The organism is Komagataeibacter diospyri, from assembly GCF_043995075.1.
Lineage (GTDB): Bacteria > Pseudomonadota > Alphaproteobacteria > Acetobacterales > Acetobacteraceae > Komagataeibacter > Komagataeibacter diospyri.
In genome coordinates this window covers 3,016,186-3,034,388 of sequence record NZ_CP171836.1, presented here as the reverse complement: position 1 = coordinate 3,034,388, position 18,203 = coordinate 3,016,186, and the positions used below count along the sequence as shown (strand labels likewise).

At 63.8% G+C, this 18,203-nt stretch carries 15 protein-coding genes; 6 read left to right on the top strand and 9 right to left on the bottom strand.

Annotated elements, in window-relative coordinates:
- The first annotated feature begins 130 nt into the window (after nucleotides 1-130).
- Entirely contained in the window at nucleotides 131-1,579 is a 1,449-nt protein-coding gene (gene aldA / locus ACE2AA_RS14175) for an aldehyde dehydrogenase (protein ID WP_141262080.1), read from the top strand.
- Between the two features lie 170 nt (nucleotides 1,580-1,749).
- Here the strand turns inward: aldA and coaA are convergent, their stop codons facing one another.
- Nucleotides 1,750-2,727 carry a type I pantothenate kinase gene (gene coaA, locus ACE2AA_RS14170; RefSeq protein ID WP_141262079.1) on the bottom strand — a complete coding sequence of 326 codons (978 nt, stop codon included), beginning with the start codon at nucleotides 2,725-2,727 and terminating at the stop codon, nucleotides 1,750-1,752.
- Between the two features lie 293 nt (nucleotides 2,728-3,020).
- Between coaA and ACE2AA_RS14165 the strand changes: the two genes are divergently transcribed.
- Nucleotides 3,021-4,346, top strand: a complete 1,326-nt coding sequence (locus ACE2AA_RS14165) for a glycerate kinase (RefSeq protein WP_395370213.1) — start codon at nucleotides 3,021-3,023, stop codon at nucleotides 4,344-4,346.
- A gap of 70 nt (nucleotides 4,347-4,416) precedes the next feature.
- Here the strand turns inward: ACE2AA_RS14165 and ACE2AA_RS14160 are convergent, their stop codons facing one another.
- The 3 genes from ACE2AA_RS14160 to ACE2AA_RS14150 all read right to left on the bottom strand — a co-directional run bounded on the left by ACE2AA_RS14160 (nucleotide 4,417) and on the right by ACE2AA_RS14150 (nucleotide 7,554).
- Complete coding sequence (locus tag ACE2AA_RS14160; protein WP_141262212.1) at nucleotides 4,417-4,785, bottom strand: hypothetical protein; 369 nt, start codon at nucleotides 4,783-4,785, stop codon at nucleotides 4,417-4,419.
- A gap of 123 nt (nucleotides 4,786-4,908) precedes the next feature.
- A complete protein-coding gene (recA, locus tag ACE2AA_RS14155; RefSeq protein WP_141262077.1) occupies nucleotides 4,909-5,955 on the bottom strand; it encodes a recombinase RecA in 1,047 nt (348 codons plus the stop codon).
- A 177-nt stretch (nucleotides 5,956-6,132) separates the two neighbouring features.
- Nucleotides 6,133-7,554, bottom strand: a complete 1,422-nt coding sequence (locus ACE2AA_RS14150; RefSeq protein WP_141262211.1) for a gamma-glutamyltransferase — start codon at nucleotides 7,552-7,554, stop codon at nucleotides 6,133-6,135.
- 246 nt (nucleotides 7,555-7,800) lie between these two features.
- Here ACE2AA_RS14150 and ACE2AA_RS14145 point away from each other — a divergent pair, with 246 nt between their 5' ends.
- Nucleotides 7,801-8,595: a DsbA family protein gene (locus ACE2AA_RS14145; protein ID WP_141262076.1), complete on the top strand. Its 795-nt coding sequence runs from the start codon at nucleotides 7,801-7,803 to the stop codon at nucleotides 8,593-8,595.
- A 56-nt stretch (nucleotides 8,596-8,651) separates the two neighbouring features.
- Here the strand turns inward: ACE2AA_RS14145 and hemA are convergent, their stop codons facing one another.
- Together hemA and ACE2AA_RS14135 are read right to left on the bottom strand one after the other, a co-directional pair.
- Complete coding sequence (gene hemA / locus ACE2AA_RS14140) at nucleotides 8,652-9,995, bottom strand: 5-aminolevulinate synthase (RefSeq protein ID WP_370685935.1); 1,344 nt, start codon at nucleotides 9,993-9,995, stop codon at nucleotides 8,652-8,654.
- Between the two features lie 121 nt (nucleotides 9,996-10,116).
- Nucleotides 10,117-10,581 (bottom strand): hypothetical protein, encoded by a 465-nt coding sequence (locus ACE2AA_RS14135; protein WP_141302237.1) that lies wholly within the window; start codon nucleotides 10,579-10,581, stop codon nucleotides 10,117-10,119.
- 134 nt (nucleotides 10,582-10,715) lie between these two features.
- On the opposite strand from ACE2AA_RS14135, the gene ACE2AA_RS14130 reads away from it, so the two are divergent.
- From ACE2AA_RS14130 to ACE2AA_RS14120, 3 genes are read left to right on the top strand one after another with little or no spacing between them, the layout of a single operon-like run.
- Complete coding sequence (locus tag ACE2AA_RS14130) at nucleotides 10,716-12,647, top strand: transketolase-like TK C-terminal-containing protein (protein WP_395370211.1); 1,932 nt, start codon at nucleotides 10,716-10,718, stop codon at nucleotides 12,645-12,647.
- Between the two features lie 30 nt (nucleotides 12,648-12,677).
- A complete protein-coding gene (gap, locus tag ACE2AA_RS14125; protein WP_141302233.1) occupies nucleotides 12,678-13,700 on the top strand; it encodes a type I glyceraldehyde-3-phosphate dehydrogenase in 1,023 nt (340 codons plus the stop codon).
- Nucleotides 13,700-14,923 (top strand): phosphoglycerate kinase, encoded by a 1,224-nt coding sequence (locus tag ACE2AA_RS14120; RefSeq protein WP_141262072.1) that lies wholly within the window; start codon nucleotides 13,700-13,702, stop codon nucleotides 14,921-14,923. The genes gap and ACE2AA_RS14120 overlap by 1 nt, the downstream gene beginning before the upstream one ends.
- A gap of 159 nt (nucleotides 14,924-15,082) precedes the next feature.
- Here the strand turns inward: ACE2AA_RS14120 and ftsY are convergent, their stop codons facing one another.
- The 3 genes from ftsY to dapF are packed head-to-tail and all read right to left on the bottom strand — an operon-like array spanning nucleotide 15,083 to nucleotide 18,169.
- Entirely contained in the window at nucleotides 15,083-16,099 is a 1,017-nt protein-coding gene (ftsY, locus tag ACE2AA_RS14115) for a signal recognition particle-docking protein FtsY (RefSeq protein WP_141262071.1), read from the bottom strand.
- A gap of 1 nt (nucleotide 16,100) precedes the next feature.
- The gene (gene mtaB / locus ACE2AA_RS14110) at nucleotides 16,101-17,348 is read right to left on the bottom strand and encodes a tRNA (N(6)-L-threonylcarbamoyladenosine(37)-C(2))-methylthiotransferase MtaB (RefSeq protein ID WP_141262070.1); all 1,248 of its coding nucleotides are present in this window, start codon (nucleotides 17,346-17,348) and stop codon (nucleotides 16,101-16,103) included.
- Nucleotides 17,345-18,169, bottom strand: coding sequence for a diaminopimelate epimerase (gene dapF / locus ACE2AA_RS14105; RefSeq protein WP_395370209.1), 825 nt, complete (start codon nucleotides 18,167-18,169; stop codon nucleotides 17,345-17,347). The genes mtaB and dapF overlap by 4 nt, the downstream gene beginning before the upstream one ends.
- Between the last annotated feature and the right edge of the window lie 34 nt (nucleotides 18,170-18,203).

Here is an 18,203-nt window from a genome sequence, read left to right as displayed (position 1 = left end):
TCCGCCTGCCCTGCCACCGCGCATGCCTCCCCTGCACCGGACCAGACCGGTGCGGGTGGCGTTGCCGCGCGCGGCGTCCCGCCGTATGGCAGGCAACTTTCTACTACTGACTGAAAACGGAGATTTCCCCATGACCAAGCCAAAAAACCATGACCTGTTCATTGGTGGCGCATGGTCCAAGGCCGACAATACCGAACGCGATACCATCCGTAATCCCGCAACCGGGGAAGTACTGGCCCATGTGGCGGTCGCGGGTAAACACGACGTCAACCGCGCCCTGCAGACCGCGCAGGACGCCTTTCCCGCATGGAGCCGACAGGTTGCGACCGACCGGGCGGATTACCTGTATCGCCTGATTGAACTGATCCGGCGCGATACGGAAAAGCTGGCGCGCATCATCACGTCCGAAAACGGCAAGCCGCTGAAGGAGGCCCGGATCGAGGTCAGTTTTGCCATCCAGTTGATCCGCTTCGCCGCTGAAAACGTCCGCCGGCTGGAAGGCAACATCATCCCCGGCAGCCGCCCCGGTGAGAAAATCCTGATCGAAAAAATCCCCCACGGTGTGGTGGCCGGTATTTCGGCATGGAATTTTCCCCTTGCCCTGACCGCGCGCAAGCTGGGTCCGGCGCTGGCGGCAGGCAATACCTTTGTCATCAAGCCGCATGAACTGACCCCGCTTTCGACCCTGGCGCTGGCCGAACTGTCGGTTGAAGCCGGTTTCCCAAAAGGGATCTTCAATGTCGTGACCGGCGGTGGTGTGACCGTGGGCAACGCACTGGTGACCAGCCCGATCACGAAGCTGATCACCATGACCGGCAGCACGCCCGCGGGCCGCAAGATCATGGCCGCCGCATCCGAAGGGCTGAAGGAAGTCCGGCTGGAACTGGGTGGCAAGGCCCCGTTCATCGTGATGGAGGATGCGGATATCGACGCCGCCGTGAATGCCGCCGTCGCCGCGCGATTCATGAATTGTGGCCAGGTCTGCACCGCCAATGAACGCACCTATGTCCATACGGCGGTCTATGATGATTTCCTGAAGCGCCTGCGCACGAAGGTCGAAGCCCTGAAAACCGGCAACCCACTGGATGAAAACACCGACATGGGGCCGAAGATCAGCGCGCAGGAACTTGAAAAGGTCGACGCCATGGTACGCAGGGCCGTGGAACAGGGGGCAAAGGTTGAACTGGGTGGCAGGCGCCTGACGGGCGGAGACTATGACAAGGGCAATTTCTATGCCCCCACGCTGCTGACCAACGTGAAAGGCGACATGGACATTGTGCGCAACGAGGTATTCGGTCCCGTGCTGTCACTGATCCGTGTCAGGGACTTTGATGACGCCATCGCCCAGGCCAACAATTCGCGTTACGGCCTGTCGGCCTACATGTTCACGCAGAATCTGAAAAACATCATGCGCATGACCAATGAACTCAACTTTGGTGAGATTTACGTCAACCGCGAAGGTGGCGAGGCCGCGCAGGGTTTCCACCACGGCTATGGCGACAGCGGCATCGGCGGGGAAGACGGCCAGTACGGGCTGGAAGCCTATGTCGATACCAAGACCGTTTACCTGAACGCATAAGGCAGACGGTACGACACCACACGCCATGGGCGGCCGGGAGCAATCCGGGCCGCCTTTTATTGCCCTCGGCATCCACCAGCCATGAAAAGTCTTTGGTGAAGCTTTTTGCAAAAAGGCGGCACCCAGAAACTTTCATTCTTTTTATCAATCGGTGGTTTTGAAATGCCGTCTTAAATCTGGCGCATCCACACCGTATCGATCGCGTGGCTGGGGCTTTTGTGCATGACCACGCGGGCACGTTCGCGCGTGGGCAGGATATTCTGCTGCAGGTTGGGCAGGTTGATGCGCCGCCAGATATCATGCGCCATACGCGCGGCCTCATCGGGTGCCAGGTCGGCGCAGTGGTGAAAATAGGATGTCGGCTTGCGGAACGCCGTGCGCTGCAGGGACAGGAAACGCCTTACGTACCAGTCCTCGATCACCTGTGTATCGGCATCCAGATAAATGGAAAAATCGAAGAAATCGGACGCCATGAACGGCTGTTCGGATACGGTCTGCAGCACGTTCAGCCCCTCGAATATCAGAATGTCGGGCTGGTCGATCACCTGATAGCGGTCGGGCACGATATCATAGGCTTCGTGCGAATAGACCGGCACCTTCAGGTTACGTTCCCCCGCCTTCAGCGCGGCGAGGAAGGCAATCATCTGCCGCAGGTCATAGCTTTCGGGAAAGCCCTTGCGGTGCATGAGGTGGCGCCGCTCCAGCTCACGGGTGGAATGCAGGAAGCCATCGGTGGTGACCAGCGCCACATTCGGGTGGTCGGGCCAGCGCGACAGCACCGCCTGCAGCAGGCGGGCGAACGTACTCTTGCCCACGCCCACACTGCCCGCGATACCGATCACGAACGGCATGGTCACCGCCGGTGCGCCGATAAAGGCGCTCTTGACCATGTTGTTCATGCTGCGCGTCGCCATGACATGCAGGTTGAGCAGGCGCGAAAGCGGCAGGTAGACCTCGGTTATGTCTTCCAGCGAGACCGGCTCGTTATGCCCCCGCAGGGCGGCGATGTCCGCCTCCCCCAGCGACTGGGGCACATTCGCGCGCAGTGCCGCCCATTCCGGACGTGGAAAGATCAGATAAGGCTGCACCATCCCATGGGGCGGATGCGTGGAGGTGACAGGACGCGCGTCCAGCACACAGTTCTCCATGCCCTTGTCCTTTCTGCTGTGGCGCCTGCGCGTGGGTGCAGGCCATCTGCCGCGTATCACCATCGCCCCCGCCAATCCATATGTCAGCCCCCCAATTTAGCGTGTGTAACCCCCCGCAGGCCGGGCTTTCCCCGCATCCTGATACAGACGTGATAATTGTGACACACTGTCCCCTGCTGCATGGATGGTATGGAACCGGCGCAGGGGCCAGTGCGCATCCCGCCCGCACACCATGCGTTATGATATGCACCCGGTCCGCACCGGTGCATGCATGAAGGATCTGGACCACTGCAATGAACGACGCCACCATCCACCCGTTTTCCGCCACACCACGTCTCACCACGGCCACGGACTGGACGGACGACCATGCGCGCACGGCCCTGCGCCGCATACTGGATGCCGCCATCCGCAGCGCCATGCCCGATGTCGTTCTGGCGCGCTACCTGCCACAGCGGCCAAAGGGAAAATGCATGGTAGTCGGCGCGGGCAAGGCCGCCGCATCCATGGCGGCTGCACTGGAACAGGCATGGCCTGATGTGGACCTGACGGGATGCGTGGTGACGCGCGACGGACATATGGCCCCCACGCGCCGCATCCGCGTGCTGGAAGCCAGCCATCCCGTGCCCGACAGCCGGAGTGAGGCTGCCGCGCAGACCATGATGGCCGAAGTGGCGGGGCTGGGACCGGATGATCTTGTCATCGCCCTGATTTCGGGCGGAGGATCGGCGCTGCTGGAACTACCGGCGGATGGCCTGACACTGGATGACATTCGCGCGGTCAACCATGCCCTGCTGCATTCCGGGGCCAGCATACGCGACATGAACGTGGTGCGCCGCCACCTGTCGGCCATCAAGGGTGGAGGTCTGGCTGCCGCCGCCAGTCCCGCACGTGTGGTGACACTGGCCATAAGCGACGTGCCGGGGGACGACCCGCTGACCATCGCCAGCGGCCCGACCGTGGCCGATCCCACCACGTCAGCCGATGCCCGGTCCATCATCACGCATTACGGCATTACCGTGCCCGATGCGGTGCAGCGCGTGCTCATGCGCCCTCCGATCACCAGCACGCTTTCCCCGCGCAATCGCTATACCCTTGTTTCCACGCCGTTCATGGCGTTGCAGGCCGCCGCCAGCACGGCGCGTGAACTGGGGCTGACCCCTCTGGTCCTTGGCGATGCACTGGAGGGGGAAAGCCGCGACGCGGGCACGTTCATGGCGGGCATCGCCCTGTCCGCACGCCAGCATGGCATGCCGGTGGCGGGGCCTGCGGTGCTGCTGTCAGGCGGCGAGACGACGGTGACCATCAACCCCGCCCTTCCCCCGCCGGGACGGGGAGGACGCAATACGGAATTCCTGCTGTCCATGGCCAATACCCTGCAGGGGCATGAGGGGATCTGGGCGATTGCGGCGGATAGTGACGGCATTGACGGGACCGAGGACGCGGCAGGCGCCATCATCACCCCCACTACCCTGTCCCGTGCCCGCGCACTGGGGTGTGACCCACGCGCCTGTCTGCGCGGGCATGACAGCTACACGCTGTTCCAGCAGACAGGCGATCTGATCATGACCGGCCCCACCCTGACCAACGTGAACGATATCCGGGCCGTGCTGGTTATTTGAAGAGCATTGCAGAAACCTGAAAAAAGTTTCTGGTGAAGCTTTGTTGAAAAAAGGCGGCACTTAAAACTTTTTAGTGACTGCCCTGCCCCTGCTTGCCGTAACTGACCTGGGTGTCGGGCACGACAAAATGCTTGCCATCGTTACTGTCGGACCCGCTATCGTCATCCCCGGCCTGATTAGGGTCATATCCTGAAGATATCATCTGCATTGCCGCCGCATCGGGCGGGGCGTGATAGGCTTCGGTGCCGGTTTCATCAGTTGGATCGGGCGGCCTGGGCAGGTGCCGCGACAACGGGCGCAGCGCATCTCGGGCATGGTCAACATGCCGCGCGCGCCCATGGGAGCCCAGCGGTGGCGGGGATTCATCCACATCGGCTGGATCATTATTGTCGTCCTGCCCCCCGCTACAGGCGGCAAGGCAGGCCAGCAATCCGATCATCGCAAGACGCGGTTTCATTCCGGCTGTCCCCACCCCCGTTTTTTCAGTTCCCGCCCCGTGCGCTGATGCGATAACACACGGGCAAAAAACGATAGCCTGCCATAACGGGACAGGCCAAGGGGATCAATGCTCGGCGCCATCCTCATCGGGGCCAACCAGCATGGCTTCCGCCACCACGCCTGCCTGTTCACGGACACGGCGTTCGATATCAGCCGCCATTTCAGGATGTTCGCGCAGGAACTGCTTGGCGTTCTCACGCCCCTGTCCGATGCGCTGGCTGTCACAGGAGAACCATGCCCCGGATTTTTCGACAATACCCGCCTTTACACCAAGGTCGATCAGTTCACCGACCTTGCTGATCCCTTCGCCATACATGATGTCGAATTCAACCTGACGGAAGGGGGGCGCCATCTTGTTCTTGACCACTTTCACGCGCGTCTGGTTGCCAGTGACTTCGTCCTTGTCCTTGATCGAGCCGATACGGCGGATGTCCATGCGCACGGAAGCGTAGAATTTCAGCGCGTTACCACCCGTCGTGGTTTCGGGGCTGCCGAACATCACACCGATCTTGAGCCGGATCTGGTTAAGGAAGATCAGCATGGTGTTTGAACGCGAGACGGAACCCGTCAGCTTGCGCAGCGCCTGGCTCATCAGGCGCGCATGCAGGCCCACATGGCTGTCGCCCATGTCACCTTCCAGTTCCGCGCGCGGCACAAGGGCCGCCACACTATCCACCACCAGCACGTCAACCGCACCGGAACGAACCAGCGTGTCGGCAATCTCCAGCGCCTGTTCACCTGCGTCGGGCTGGCTGATCAGCAGGTTATCGACGTCCACCCCCAGCTTGCGGGCATAACCGGGGTCAAGCGCATGCTCGGCGTCGATGAAGGCGCAGGTGCCCCCCTTGCGCTGGGCTTCCGCAATGGCGTGCAGCGCCATGGTGGTCTTGCCTGAACTTTCGGGGCCATAGATCTCGATAATACGGCCACGCGGCAGGCCGCCAATTCCCAGTGCGATATCCAGACCCAGCGACCCGGTGGAAATCACGTCCACCTGTTCGGTCGGGCGTTCGCCCATGCGCATGATCGAACCCTTGCCGAATGCACGTTCGATCTGGCTCAAGGCCCCTTCCAGGGCCTTGCTTTTGTCTATACCCGGAGCCTGTGCCATTGCTGCCTACCCTGATGCTTGAAAAAATGAAGTCTGACCCGGCATCCTGCGCTGCGCCACCTATCGGAAACAGGTGGCAGGTCATGCAGTCCAATATGGAACAAAACGGGACCATTTACAATGCCCCCGTTCACCCCCGCCGGGAATAATGGTGCCCGACCGGCCTGAATCCGTGGCCTAGCGTGGCCCCATGGCCAGGCCCGCGCCACGCGGATCGGTTGCGGCGGTGCAGGTGCTGGCGTCACCCGGCAGACCGTGCGGGCACGATACAGCATTGATGCGGCCCTGGGCCGTAACCGGATGGGCGTCGGGCGTCTGGCCCGCCAGTATCTGGTGCATGGCGATACCCACGGCAGCGGCGGCGTCATTCTGGCCAGACCCGGCCGCCACGGCGCGGAAGGCACGGCCCTGACTGGCGATGGCCGCCGTAAACAGCGGCAGCGGCAGGCGTGCGGGGGATGCGCCCAGCACGATACCGGTATTGCCCGCCATGCGCCCGGTGCCAAACAGGTTGTCCATGCTCAGGCTGCACGCCACGGCCATGCCCGAATGGTCAACCACGGTGAATGAAGTGGAAGCCGGAAGCGAGGGCAGCCCACCGCCGCTTCCTCCACCACCGTTGACGAAAGCCTGTGCGCGGGCCGTCATGTCATCGCCCGTGCCACTGGCATGGTTGCCATTCTGCGCCCGCCATGCCGCGACACTGGCCTGTGCACGCGTCGCCGCATCGGACGATGACGCGGCCCGGAACGCCACGGCACTGCCCAGGCCACCGTCGGCCGGTGGCGGCAGGAAGGCGACCTGCATGTCCCCGCTGCTCAGGCTCAGGGGCAGGCGCTCTGACGGGATGGCGCTGCGCATGTCGGACATCTGCAACCCGCCGCCCGCGCCCTGGCTGCCCGCGACAAAGGACTGCCCCAGCGCGCCATTATACAGGTCACCCACGCCCATGCTGCGGATCTGGTCCAGCGCACCGGAAAGATGGGTCTGCACCAGCGCATCCCCTTCCGCCAGTGCCTTGCCGTCCGAACGGCTGAATACCGCGCGGATGCCCGGGTCGGCCAGCAGCGGTACCTGCACCGCGGCCAGGTCACCGGCCAGCTGCCGACTGACATTGATACCGTTGGCCGCCAGTGCGATCGCATCAGGCACCAGTTCCGCGAACGCGGCGGACCCGTACTGCAGGTGCATGAGATACAGCCCGCGCGCCAGCATCGGAACTGCGGCCGGTCGGTCGGCATGCGGCATGTCGGGGGCCGTCACCGTACCCGCGACAGGCAGGAACATGAAGGCGCGGCCCCCGTTCTGGTCGCCCGGACGGTAGGCCAGGCACGCGCCGCCCGAACCCAGCGACGCACGTGACGGCAGCGTTACCGACAGCGCCAGCCCCATGGCCGTGGCCGCATCCGCCGCGTTGCCACCACGCTGCAGGATATCGCGTCCGACCAGCGTCGCCTGCGGTTCATCCGACGAAACCGTGCCGATCAGCTGACCGGGGGACGGACCAAACATGTGCGACACAAGCCGCATGGGCGAATAGCGGTGCCCGGCGCAACCGGCAACCGAGACGGCCAGAACAGCCGAAAGCGCCGTACGCATATACCGACGGGCAACAAGGGTGATCGAATGCTCTGGCACGCAACACTTCTCCAATGGGCAGGTCGGCTTTGATGAACCGGACGGGTCGTTGCACGACCGCGCGATCATGGCAGCCCCATCACGACTTACCGGCCTTACGGGCCGTGGGCAACAGGCAGCCTGCCCCGTTCCCCACCATCGCCCATTCCTTTCGTGTGCCCGATCCTTTACAGACACATTATCCTGACATGACAACGGAGCAAACCCGTGACATTCATTTCCCCCCGCCGGTACCGCCCGCGCCTGCTGAATGCCCTGCTGGCCGTGGGGGCGATGACCGTTACGGCCACCGCCGCACCCGGCACGGGACATGCCGCCGACACCACCAGCTTTACCCCCGCACAGCGGCAGGAAATCGTGGAAATCATGCGCAACGCGCTGAAAACCGATCCCACCATCCTGTCCGATGCAATCACGGCGCTGCGCAACAACGCCAATGCGGCACAGCAGAACGCCGCCCGCAGCGCACTGGAAAGCCACCGCGCCGACCTGCTGACGCCTGCGGCCAGCGATGCGATACTGGGAAATGCGGCAGGGCATACAACGGTTGTGGAATTCTATGACCCGCGCTGCCCATACTGCCGCAAGGTGCTGCCCGACCTTGATCGCCTTGCAAAGGAAGACAGGGACCTGCGGATCGTGGAAAAGGTCATTCCCGTGCTGGGACAGAACAGCCTGATCGCGTCACAGGCACTGGTGGCCGCCTTCGTTCAGGGTGGCCAGCCCGCGTATTTCCGCATGCAGGCAGCCATCATGAATGATTCCGTCACCCCCACGGCCGACCGGATGCGCACGCTGGCCACCCAGTCCGGGCTGAATGCCGCGACACTGGCCAGTGATATGAACGGTCCCAGGGTCACGGGCATCCTGCAGGCGAACATGGAACTGGCCCGCGCCATCGGGCTGGACGGCACGCCGACCTTCGTCTTCAACGCCCGCCAGATCATTCCGGGCGCGGTCAGCTACGATGACCTGAAAAAGGCGATTGCGCAGAGCCGCTGACCCACACGCCTCCATGTCAGCCCGCGCCCCGGCCATGCCGGGCGCGGGCCAACGGGTCAGGCCATGGCGGCGACAGGCTGCGGTGCAAGGTCGTTGATGCGCAGCAGACGGGACAGGGCCGTCACCATGTCGTCCATCATCTCATCCGTATGGAACGGTCCCGGCGTCAGACGCAGGCGTTCGGTGCCACGCGGCACGGTGGGATAATTGATGGGGGTTGCGTAAATCCCGTAATCGTTGAGCAGACGGTCGCTCAGCTCACGGCAGCGCTGGGCGTCGCCCACCGGGATCGGCACGATATGGCTTGGCGTCATGGTAAAGGGAATGCCTGCCTTGCGCAGCTTTTCGCGGAAGGTGTTGACGCGTTCGAACATGCGTTCGCGCCGCCAGCCATCCTTGCGCACCAGCCGCACGCTGGCCAGAGCCGCCGCGACAACCGCGGGCGGCAGGGCGGTGGTAAAGATGAAACCCGAAGCCGCAAGGCGCAGGTATTCGACAATATCGCTGGTCGCGGTGATGTAGCCACCATGCACGCCAAACCCCTTGGCCAGCGTGCCTTCGATGATGTCCACCTGATCGGCCACGCCGTCACGTTCCGACACGCCGCCGCCCTGATCCCCGTACAGGCCCACGGCATGCACTTCGTCCAGATATGTGATGGCGCCATACTTGCGCGCCAGCGCGCATGTCCCGGCGATATCGGAAATGTCGCCATCCATGGAATACACGCTTTCAAACGCGATCAGCTTGGGCGCATCCCTGGGGGCCGCGGCCAGCTTGGCTTCCAGGTCGGCAAGGTCGTTATGTTCGTAGATGACCGTGGTTGAACCGCGCGCGCCCTTGATCCCCGCGATCATGGAGGCATGGTTCAGCCGGTCGGAAAAACAGATCCAGCCGGGCATGCTGCTCAGGATCGTCTGCAGGGTCGCCTGGTTGGAGACATAACCGGACACGAACAGCAGCCCCGCCTCCTTGCCGTGCAGGTCGGCCATTTCGGCTTCCAGCGCGGTATGGACCGGGCTGGTGCCCGCGATGTTGCGCGTGCCACCCGCACCCGCGCCATGTTCGTGGATTGCCTGAATGGCGGCTTCGACCACCACCGGATCGACGCCCATGCCCAGATAGTCGTTGGAGGACCAGACCACGACCTCCCGATCCTGCGGGCAGGCGGGGGTTGACGGAGTGGCCTGTGTTTCCGGCTGGTCATACAGGGGATAACGCTCGGCCTGGCGTGCCAGTGGGGTGAACTGCCGGTATCGACCCTGCGCGCGGATATTCTCCAGCGCCGTCCGGCAGAACCGGAAGAACGGATGCCCATCCACTTGATTACTGGACACTGCTGCTTTTCTCCATGCACACCCCGGTCTGTTCACGGGGTCTTCATTTATGATGGCCACCATCACGGATGACCCGCGCCGGGGGGATGATGTTCCCCTCACGCGGCGCTATCGCCGGGGATTAACCGCCAGCGGGCCACCCTTTATGGCATGATGGAGGCGGAAATTGCAAAACCGCATTGAACTACTGCGCATAAATGCAGACCTGGGTTGCACTGTTCGCGGGCACACTGCGGGCGTCCATTTCCGTCTGGCTGCCACCGGCACCGGCATCCATCACCGCCTGCAGTACCGGCTGGCCATTGGCGTCCACCACTTTCTGCATGTCCGGCACGCCGCCATCGGCCCGGTCGGGCACGCTGACCACAATGGTGAACAGCGCATTGGGCTTGCGCGACAGGGCATCGGCCACGGCGGCGCGAACGGCGGGTTTCCATTGTGTATCAGGCGTTCCCGCCACGATGGTCACCAGCGCGGGACGGTCAATACCGGGCACCGGCGGCGGCGGATGCTGCGGCAGTTGTGGCGGGTCGCCCGCATGGCGGTTGAATGTTTTCTGGCCGATCAGCTTGCACCCGCCCATGACTGGCAGGCAGGCGAATGCGACAAGAAGGACGCGGCGGACAGGGCGCGGGGACGGACGGGACATGACCCCATACCGATACAGTATCCCCCACGCGTGGCATAGTGGGACAACACCGCAATATTGCCGCCACCCGCGCGGCGCAGTAGTCATGCGAAAGCGGCTCCGACCGATCCTTCCCCGACCAATGGACGACGCCGATGCCTGAAGACCTAGCCAGCACGCCCCTACCCGCGGCATCCCCCGCCGCCGCCAACATGCCCCAGCGGCTGGCAACGGCGATCCGCCACGCCATCAGCACCCACGAGCCCGACCGCCGTTACGCCCCGCATGCGCAGGTCATGGCTGATTTCTGCGCGGTGTTGTGGAGTCGCTTCCTGCGCTTCGATCCCGCCAGCCCCGAATGGCCGGACCGGGACCGCGTCGTGGTATCGTCCCCACGTTATCGTGTGCTGCCGCGCATCATGGCCGAACTGTCGGGACAGGCGCCACTGCCGCCACGCGTGGGCGACCCTGCGCGCCCCCGGCACGACCGGCAGGCCTGTGGCCCCAGCGGGCAGGGACTGGGGGCGGCGATCGGCATGGCGCTGGCGGAACAGAACCTTGCGGCACGGTTCGGCCGTTCGCTGGTCAACCACCGCATCTGGGGACTGGGCTGCTGGACGGAGCTGTCCACCGGTGTCGCACTGGAAAGCGCTGCCCTTGCAGGCCAGATGGGGCTGGACCGCGTCACACTGGTCGTTGGCCTGTGGCTGAACGAGCGCGAGGCCGTGGACGCCATACTGCCGCGCTACAGCGCATCGGGCTGGTCGGTCAGGAAGGTGAACGCAGCCAGCCCCGAACAGATCGCGGCCGCCATCACATCATCGCAGCGTACGCACAAACCCTGCCTGATCGCCTGTATCGCAGCCCCCGAAACCGACCCGCCACCGCCCTTCGCCGATGATCCGGGCCTATGGGCAGGGGCCGCGCGCCGGGGGGCCAGCGCGCGGCGTTCATGGCTGCGCAGACTGCTAAAAGACAGGCAGAAGGCCGAATTCGAACGCATGGCCCGCAACCAGCGTCCCGCCTTCTGGCAACCCGACTGGCAGCGGTCATGGCGGGAACATGGCAGTGCGATCGCCCGTGTTTCCCCCACCTTTGCTGCACAGCGGGGACTCGAGACCCTGCATGAACTCCTGCCCGAACTGACCTGCCTGCGTTCACGCCGGGGCATGCTGGCCGACCTGCCCGCCAACCGTCGGGGCGGCAGCGAAATCGACCTGTCATGCGGGACACAGGTGCATGGCATGGCTGCCCTGCTCAATGGCATTGCCATGCATGACGGACTGCTGGCGTTCGGCACATCGACCATCATCGCGGTGGACCGCATGCGCCCTGCCCTGCGCTACGCCGCCATGACGGACCAGCAGGTGATCTACCTGCTGACCGATGACGACCTGCTGCGCGGCGACGGGGCGGGCGGCGGCCAGCCGGTGGAACAGCTTGCCAGCCTGCGCGCCATGCCAAACGTCGCGGTTTTCCGTCCCGCCGACCACCGTGAGACCATGGAATGCATGGAACTGGCACTGCGGCGGACCAGCGGGCCAAGCCTGCTGACGCTGGAATCCACTCCCGCGCTGGCAACTTCCGCGGCCCCTGAACGTGAACAGCACGGGCTGACCAACCTGTGCGCACGGGGCGGTTATGTACTGGCCGAAGCCGAAGGCGCGCGACAGGTCACGCTGGTCGCCACGGGGCACGAGGCCATACTGGCGCTGGCGGCGCGCAAACTGCTGCGGGATGCGGGGGTTGCGGCGGCTGTCGTCTCCCTTCCATGCTGGGAACTGTTCGCCGTGCAAAAAATGACGTATCGTGCCGCCGTGCTGGGAACGGCACCCCGGATCGGAATAGAGGCCGCTTCAGGGTTTGGATGGGAACGATGGCTTGGAACGGACGGGCTGTTTGTTGGTATTGACGGATTCGGGGCGCCTTCCGCCCCCGACCGGCCAGACAGCACCGCCGACATCACGCCGGAACGGATCTGCCGCGACGCATTGCGTCTGGTCCACCCCCAGTCCGACGCCCTGGTTGAAACCGCGGGAGGAAACGGCGCGCCGCCCGGGATGGCATCAACCGATGCCAGTGTGTGAAATGTCTGACCTTACGGAGAAAATAAGAAAATGGCTGTTAAAGTCGCAATAAACGGTTTCGGTCGCATTGGTCGCCTTGTGCTGCGTGGCATTATCGAAAGCGGACGCACCGATGTCGTGCCCGTGGCCATCAATGACCTCGGCAGCGTGGCAGACAACGCACACCTGCTGTCCTACGACAGCGTGCATGGCCGCTTCCCCGCCGAAGTGAAGGTGAACGGCAACCAGATCATCATCACCGCCAACGGTCGTACCTACGACCCCATCACCGTCTCGGCCGAGGCCGACCCGACAAAGGTACCGTTCCAGGGCGTGGACGTGGCGCTGGAATGCACCGGCCGTTTCACCGACAAGGAAAAGGCAGCCCAGCTGATCAAGGCGGGCGCACGCAAGGTAATCGTGTCCGCCCCCGCATCGGGCGTGGACGCCACGATCGTGTACGGCGTGAACCAGGACGTGCTGACCCCTGACATGACCGTCATTTCAAACGCGTCATGCACCACCAACTGCCTGGCCCCGGTGGCCAAGGTGCTGGATGACACGTTCGGCATCGAATGCGGCTACATGGTCACCATCCATTCCTACACCGGGGACCAGCGCACGGTGGACACGCTGCACAAGGACCTGCGCCGCGCACGCGGGGCGGCGCTGAACATGATCCCGACCTCCACCGGGGCCGCGCGCGCCGTGGGGCTGGTGCTGCCGCACCTGAAGGGCCGGCTGGATGGCACCGCCATTCGCGTGCCCACCCCCAACGTCTCGCTCGTCTCGCTGGATTTTGTGCCCAGAAAAGCCCCGGCCTCGGTCGAGGAAGTAAACGATGCGCTACGTGCGGCGTCCGAGTCCGGCCCGCTGAAAGGCATCCTCGCCTATAACACCGCGCCGCTGGTCAGCACGGATTTCAACCACTCCCCCGCGTCCTCCACCTTTGACGCGACCCAGACAGCCGTGATCGATGGCGGCAAGCTGGTGCGCATCTGCAGCTGGTATGACAATGAATGGGGCTTCTCCAACCGCATGGCCGACACGGCTGCCGTATTCGGGGCACTGTAATGGGCGCGACATCATTCAAGACGCTGGACGACCTTGACGCCACCGGCAAGAAGGTCCTCCTGCGCGCTGATCTGAACGTTCCGGTCCGTAACGCCCAGATCACGGACGCAACCCGCATCCTGCGCCTGCTGCCTACCATACAGGAACTGGCCCGCAAGGGTGCGAAGGTGATTGTCGTCAGTCACTTCGACCGCCCCAAGGGCAAGCCCGTGCCGGAAATGTCGCTTGGCCCGATCGCCGATGCACTGGGGGATGCGCTGGGCCGTCCGGTCACATTCGTCGATGACTGCATCGGACCGAAGGTGCAGGAGGCGGTGGACGCCATGCAGGACGGGGATGTCGTCGTGCTGGAAAACACCCGTTTCTACCCTGGGGAGGAACAGAACGACCCCGCCCTGGCGAAGGAATTCGCGTCGCTTGCCGATTACTATGTCAATGACGCGTTTTCCGCCGCCCACCGCGCCCATGCTTCGACCGAGGGGGTGGCCCGCCTGCTGCCGTCCTTTGCCGGGCGGCTGATGGAGACGGAACTCAACGCACTGAACATCGCGCTGGAAAACCCGGCGCGTCCGGTGGGCGCCATTGTGGGCGGGGCCAAGATCTCCACCAAGCTCGACCTGATCGGCAACCTGCTGGCCAAGGTGGACATGCTGATCATTGGTGGCGCCATGGCCAACACGTTCCTTGCGGCGCAGGGTGTGAATGTGGGCCGGTCCCTGCAGGAAGCGGACATGCATGACACCGCGCGCGACATCCTTGCGAAAGCAAAGGAAAAGGGCTGCGAGATCGTGCTGCCGGTTGACGCCGTGACCGCCACTGATTTCAGGGCCGACGTGCCGACCCGCACCGTGCCCGTCACCGCCATTCCCGATGACGCAATGATGCTGGATGTCGGGCCGGAAACAGTCAAGCTGATCGAGCAGAAGATCGCGACGCTGAAAACGCTGGTCTGGAACGGTCCGCTGGGTGCATTCGAAATCACGCCATTTGACGCCGCGACCAATGCGGTAGCGCGCGACGTGGCGCGCCTGACCGATGCCGGTGCGCTGAAAAGCATTGCAGGTGGCGGGGATACGGTTTCGGCCCTGCGTCATGCGGGGGTGGAGAAGCATATCTCCTACATTTCCAGCGCGGGCGGGGCCTTCCTCGAATGGATGGAAGGCAAGACACTGCCGGGCATCATGGCGCTGGAAAACATTTTTGAACGCGCGATGCCGATCTGAGGGGAAAGCCATAAAAGTTCCTGGGCGCCGTCTCCTTATTTCCAAAAAAGGCGGCGTTCCCCTGAAGCTTTTTGAAAAAAGCTTCACCAGAAACATCTTCAGGTCAGGGACCATCCCATGGGATGGTCCCTTTTTTCATGCCTGAATGGTTCTGCCGGATCAGCCCGGCTGTTGTGGGTGTTCCGCCCCGGATGGAGGTGCATCGGCAGCTTCCGCCTGTCCTTCGGCGGGCATGTCATCGCGTTCGATGACCTTGATCGAATCGCCAACCAGCCCCTTTGCAAACGCCTCGGCAGAGAACGGACGCAGGTCATCGGCCTGTTCGCCCACCCCCACCAGATGCACCGGCAGGCCGAACGCATCGGCCAGCGCCACCACGATCCCGCCGCGCGCCGAACCATCCAGCTTGGTCACGACCAGCCCGGTCACGTTGACCAGTTCCTTGAACACCCGCACCTGTTCCACCGCGTTCTGGCCCGTGGTCGCGTCCAGCACCAGCAGCACGGAATGGGGAGCGGTCTCATCAAACTTGCGCATGACGCGGATGATCTTGGCCAGTTCCTCCATCAGCGCGCTCTTGTTGTGCAGGCGGCCTGCCGTATCGACCAGCAGCAGGTCGGCACCTTCCGCCGTGGCGCGCTTGAGGGCTTCGAACGCCAGACCCGCCGCATCGGCATTGGGCTTGCCCGCGATGACGGGCGCGCCCGTGCGCTCGCCCCATACCTGCAACTGTTCAACGGCGGCGGCGCGGAAGGTATCGCCCGCGACCATCATTACCTTCTTGCCCTGCTCGCCATAAAAACGGGCCATCTTGCCAATGGTGGTGGTCTTGCCGGTGCCGTTCACTCCCACCACCAGCACCACATGCGGCCTGAGCTTCGGATCAGGTTCAAACGGGATGGCGACAGGTTGCAGGATATTGGCGATTTCTTCCGCCAGTGCCTGCCGCACTTCCTCATCCGTTACTTCCTTGCCGAACTTGGAACGACGGAAGGAGTCGATCACCTTTTCCGCGACACTCGGGCCAAGATCGGCGGAGATCAGCAGGTCTTCAAGCTCCTCCAGCGCCTGGTCATCCAACTTGCGCCGGGTGAAGACGGCGCTCAGCCCACCGCTGAGTTTCTGTGTGGAGCGCGACAGCCCCGCCTTGAGACGTGAGAAGAAACCAAGTGCCATATCAGAGAATTTCCGCAACCAGTCCGTTATCGTCAACCGCCACCGGGCGCACCGTTTCAATGCGTCCGGCTACGGACACCGCCCCATCCGCCAGCCTTACCGGGGCGAATTCCTCGCTATGTCCCGACGTGTCCGTTTCCATCAGCACCCGCAGCGTACGGCCCATAAGGCGCGCATGGAAATCAAGCGCGGCCTGCGCACCCGCCGCCCGCAGCCGGGCCGCGCGCTCTTTTCGCGCGGGCACGGCAATGGCGGGCATGCGGGCCGCCGGCGTGCCGGGGCGCTCACTATAGGGAAACACGTGCAGGTAAGGCAGGGCGTTCATACGCACGAAATCGAGCGTCTGTTCGAACAGTTCCTCATCCTCGGTCGGGAAACCGGCGATGATGTCCGCCCCGATACCGATATCGGGCCGCAGCCCGCGTGCCCGCGCCACCACGGCCTGCGCATCCGCCGTCAGGTGCCGCCGCTTCATGCGCTTGAGAATGATGTCGCTCCCCGCCTGCAGCGACAGATGCAGATAGGGCATGAAGCGCGGTTCGTTTTCCAGCAGTTTCCATATGTCCTCATCAATCTCCACCGGATCGACCGAGGACAGGCGCAGCCGCTCCAGTTCGGGCACAAGGCCCAGCAGCCTGCGGCACAACTGCCCCAGCGGCGGTCTGCCCGGCAGGTCATCCCCCCATGAGGTAATGTCCACGCCGGTCAGCACCACTTCCCGGTAACCCGACTGCACCAGTGCGCGTACCTGTTCCACCACCACCCCGACGGGTACCGAACGCGACGGCCCGCGTCCGAAGGGAATGATGCAGAAAGTGCAGCGATGGTCGCAGCCCTGCTGTACTTCCACGAATGCGCGGGTGCGTCCTGCGAATTCGGTCACCAGATGCGGGGCGGTTTCACGCGCGGCCATGATGTCGGACACGGCGTTGCCCTGACCCAGCGCCATCTCGCTCCAGCTTGCGGCATCCAGCTTTTCACGGTTACCCAGCACGCGGGTCACGCCGGGCAATGCCGCCCAGCGTTCGGGGTCAATCTGGGCAGCGCAGCCCGTAACCACGATACGTGCATCAGGGCGGTCGCGATGGGCGCGGCGCACGGCCTGACGGGCCTGTCGCTCGGCCTCGCCCGTCACGGCGCAGGTATTCACGATCACCACATTGTCCAGCGCGGCTGCGTGATTGCGCATCACCTCGCTTTCATATGTGTTGAGACGACAGCCGAATGTCAGGATTTCCGGCTTCTTCATCGGGGATAGTCTTCCGGGTTGAACGTGCCATTGAAACTGGTCTGCGCGGGACCGGTCATCAGCACATGGCCATCATTTTCGCGCCATGTGATGGTCAGTTCACCACCATCCATCACCACGGTGCAGGTCCGCTCCACCAACCCGCGACGTATGGCGTTGGCCACGGCGGCACACGCACCCGAACCACACGCCCGCGTCAGGCCGCTGCCGCGTTCCCATACCCGCAGCCGCATGGCCCCAGGACCCGTGACATGGGCGAAACCGATATTGGCACGCTGGGGAAACAGGGGATGATGTTCCAGTTCCGGCCCCGCCACGCATGGGTCGATGGCATCAGCGGTGGGCAGGAAAAAGGTCGCATGCGGGTTGCCCATGGACACGGCGGCCGGATCGCCCGCGATGGGCAGGTGCAGCGTGTCCATTTCTTCCGCCAGTGGCACATCCGTCCAGCCCTGCGCGGGCGTTCCCATATCCACCGTCACCAGACCGGAGCGGATAATGGTGGCATGCAGCACGCCCGCGCGGGTCTGTAGCCCGACGCGATCCTGCCCGGTCTCGCGCGCTAGCAGGTCGGCGACACAGCGCGAGGCGTTACCGCACGCCCCTGATTCCGACCCGTCGGCATTGAAGAAACGCACGAACACGTCCGCTCCCTGCGCACAGGCGGGACGCAGGGTCACAAACTGGTCGCAGCCAATTCCGGTATGGCGGTCGGATAATGCGGCGATCCGGGCAGGTGTCAGGTCATGGCGGTGGACGCGTTCATCCACCACCACAAAATCATTGCCCAGCCCGTGCATCTTGAGAAAACCGGTCATCATCCGTCCTGTATAGGGGCAACCCACCCCTGTATGC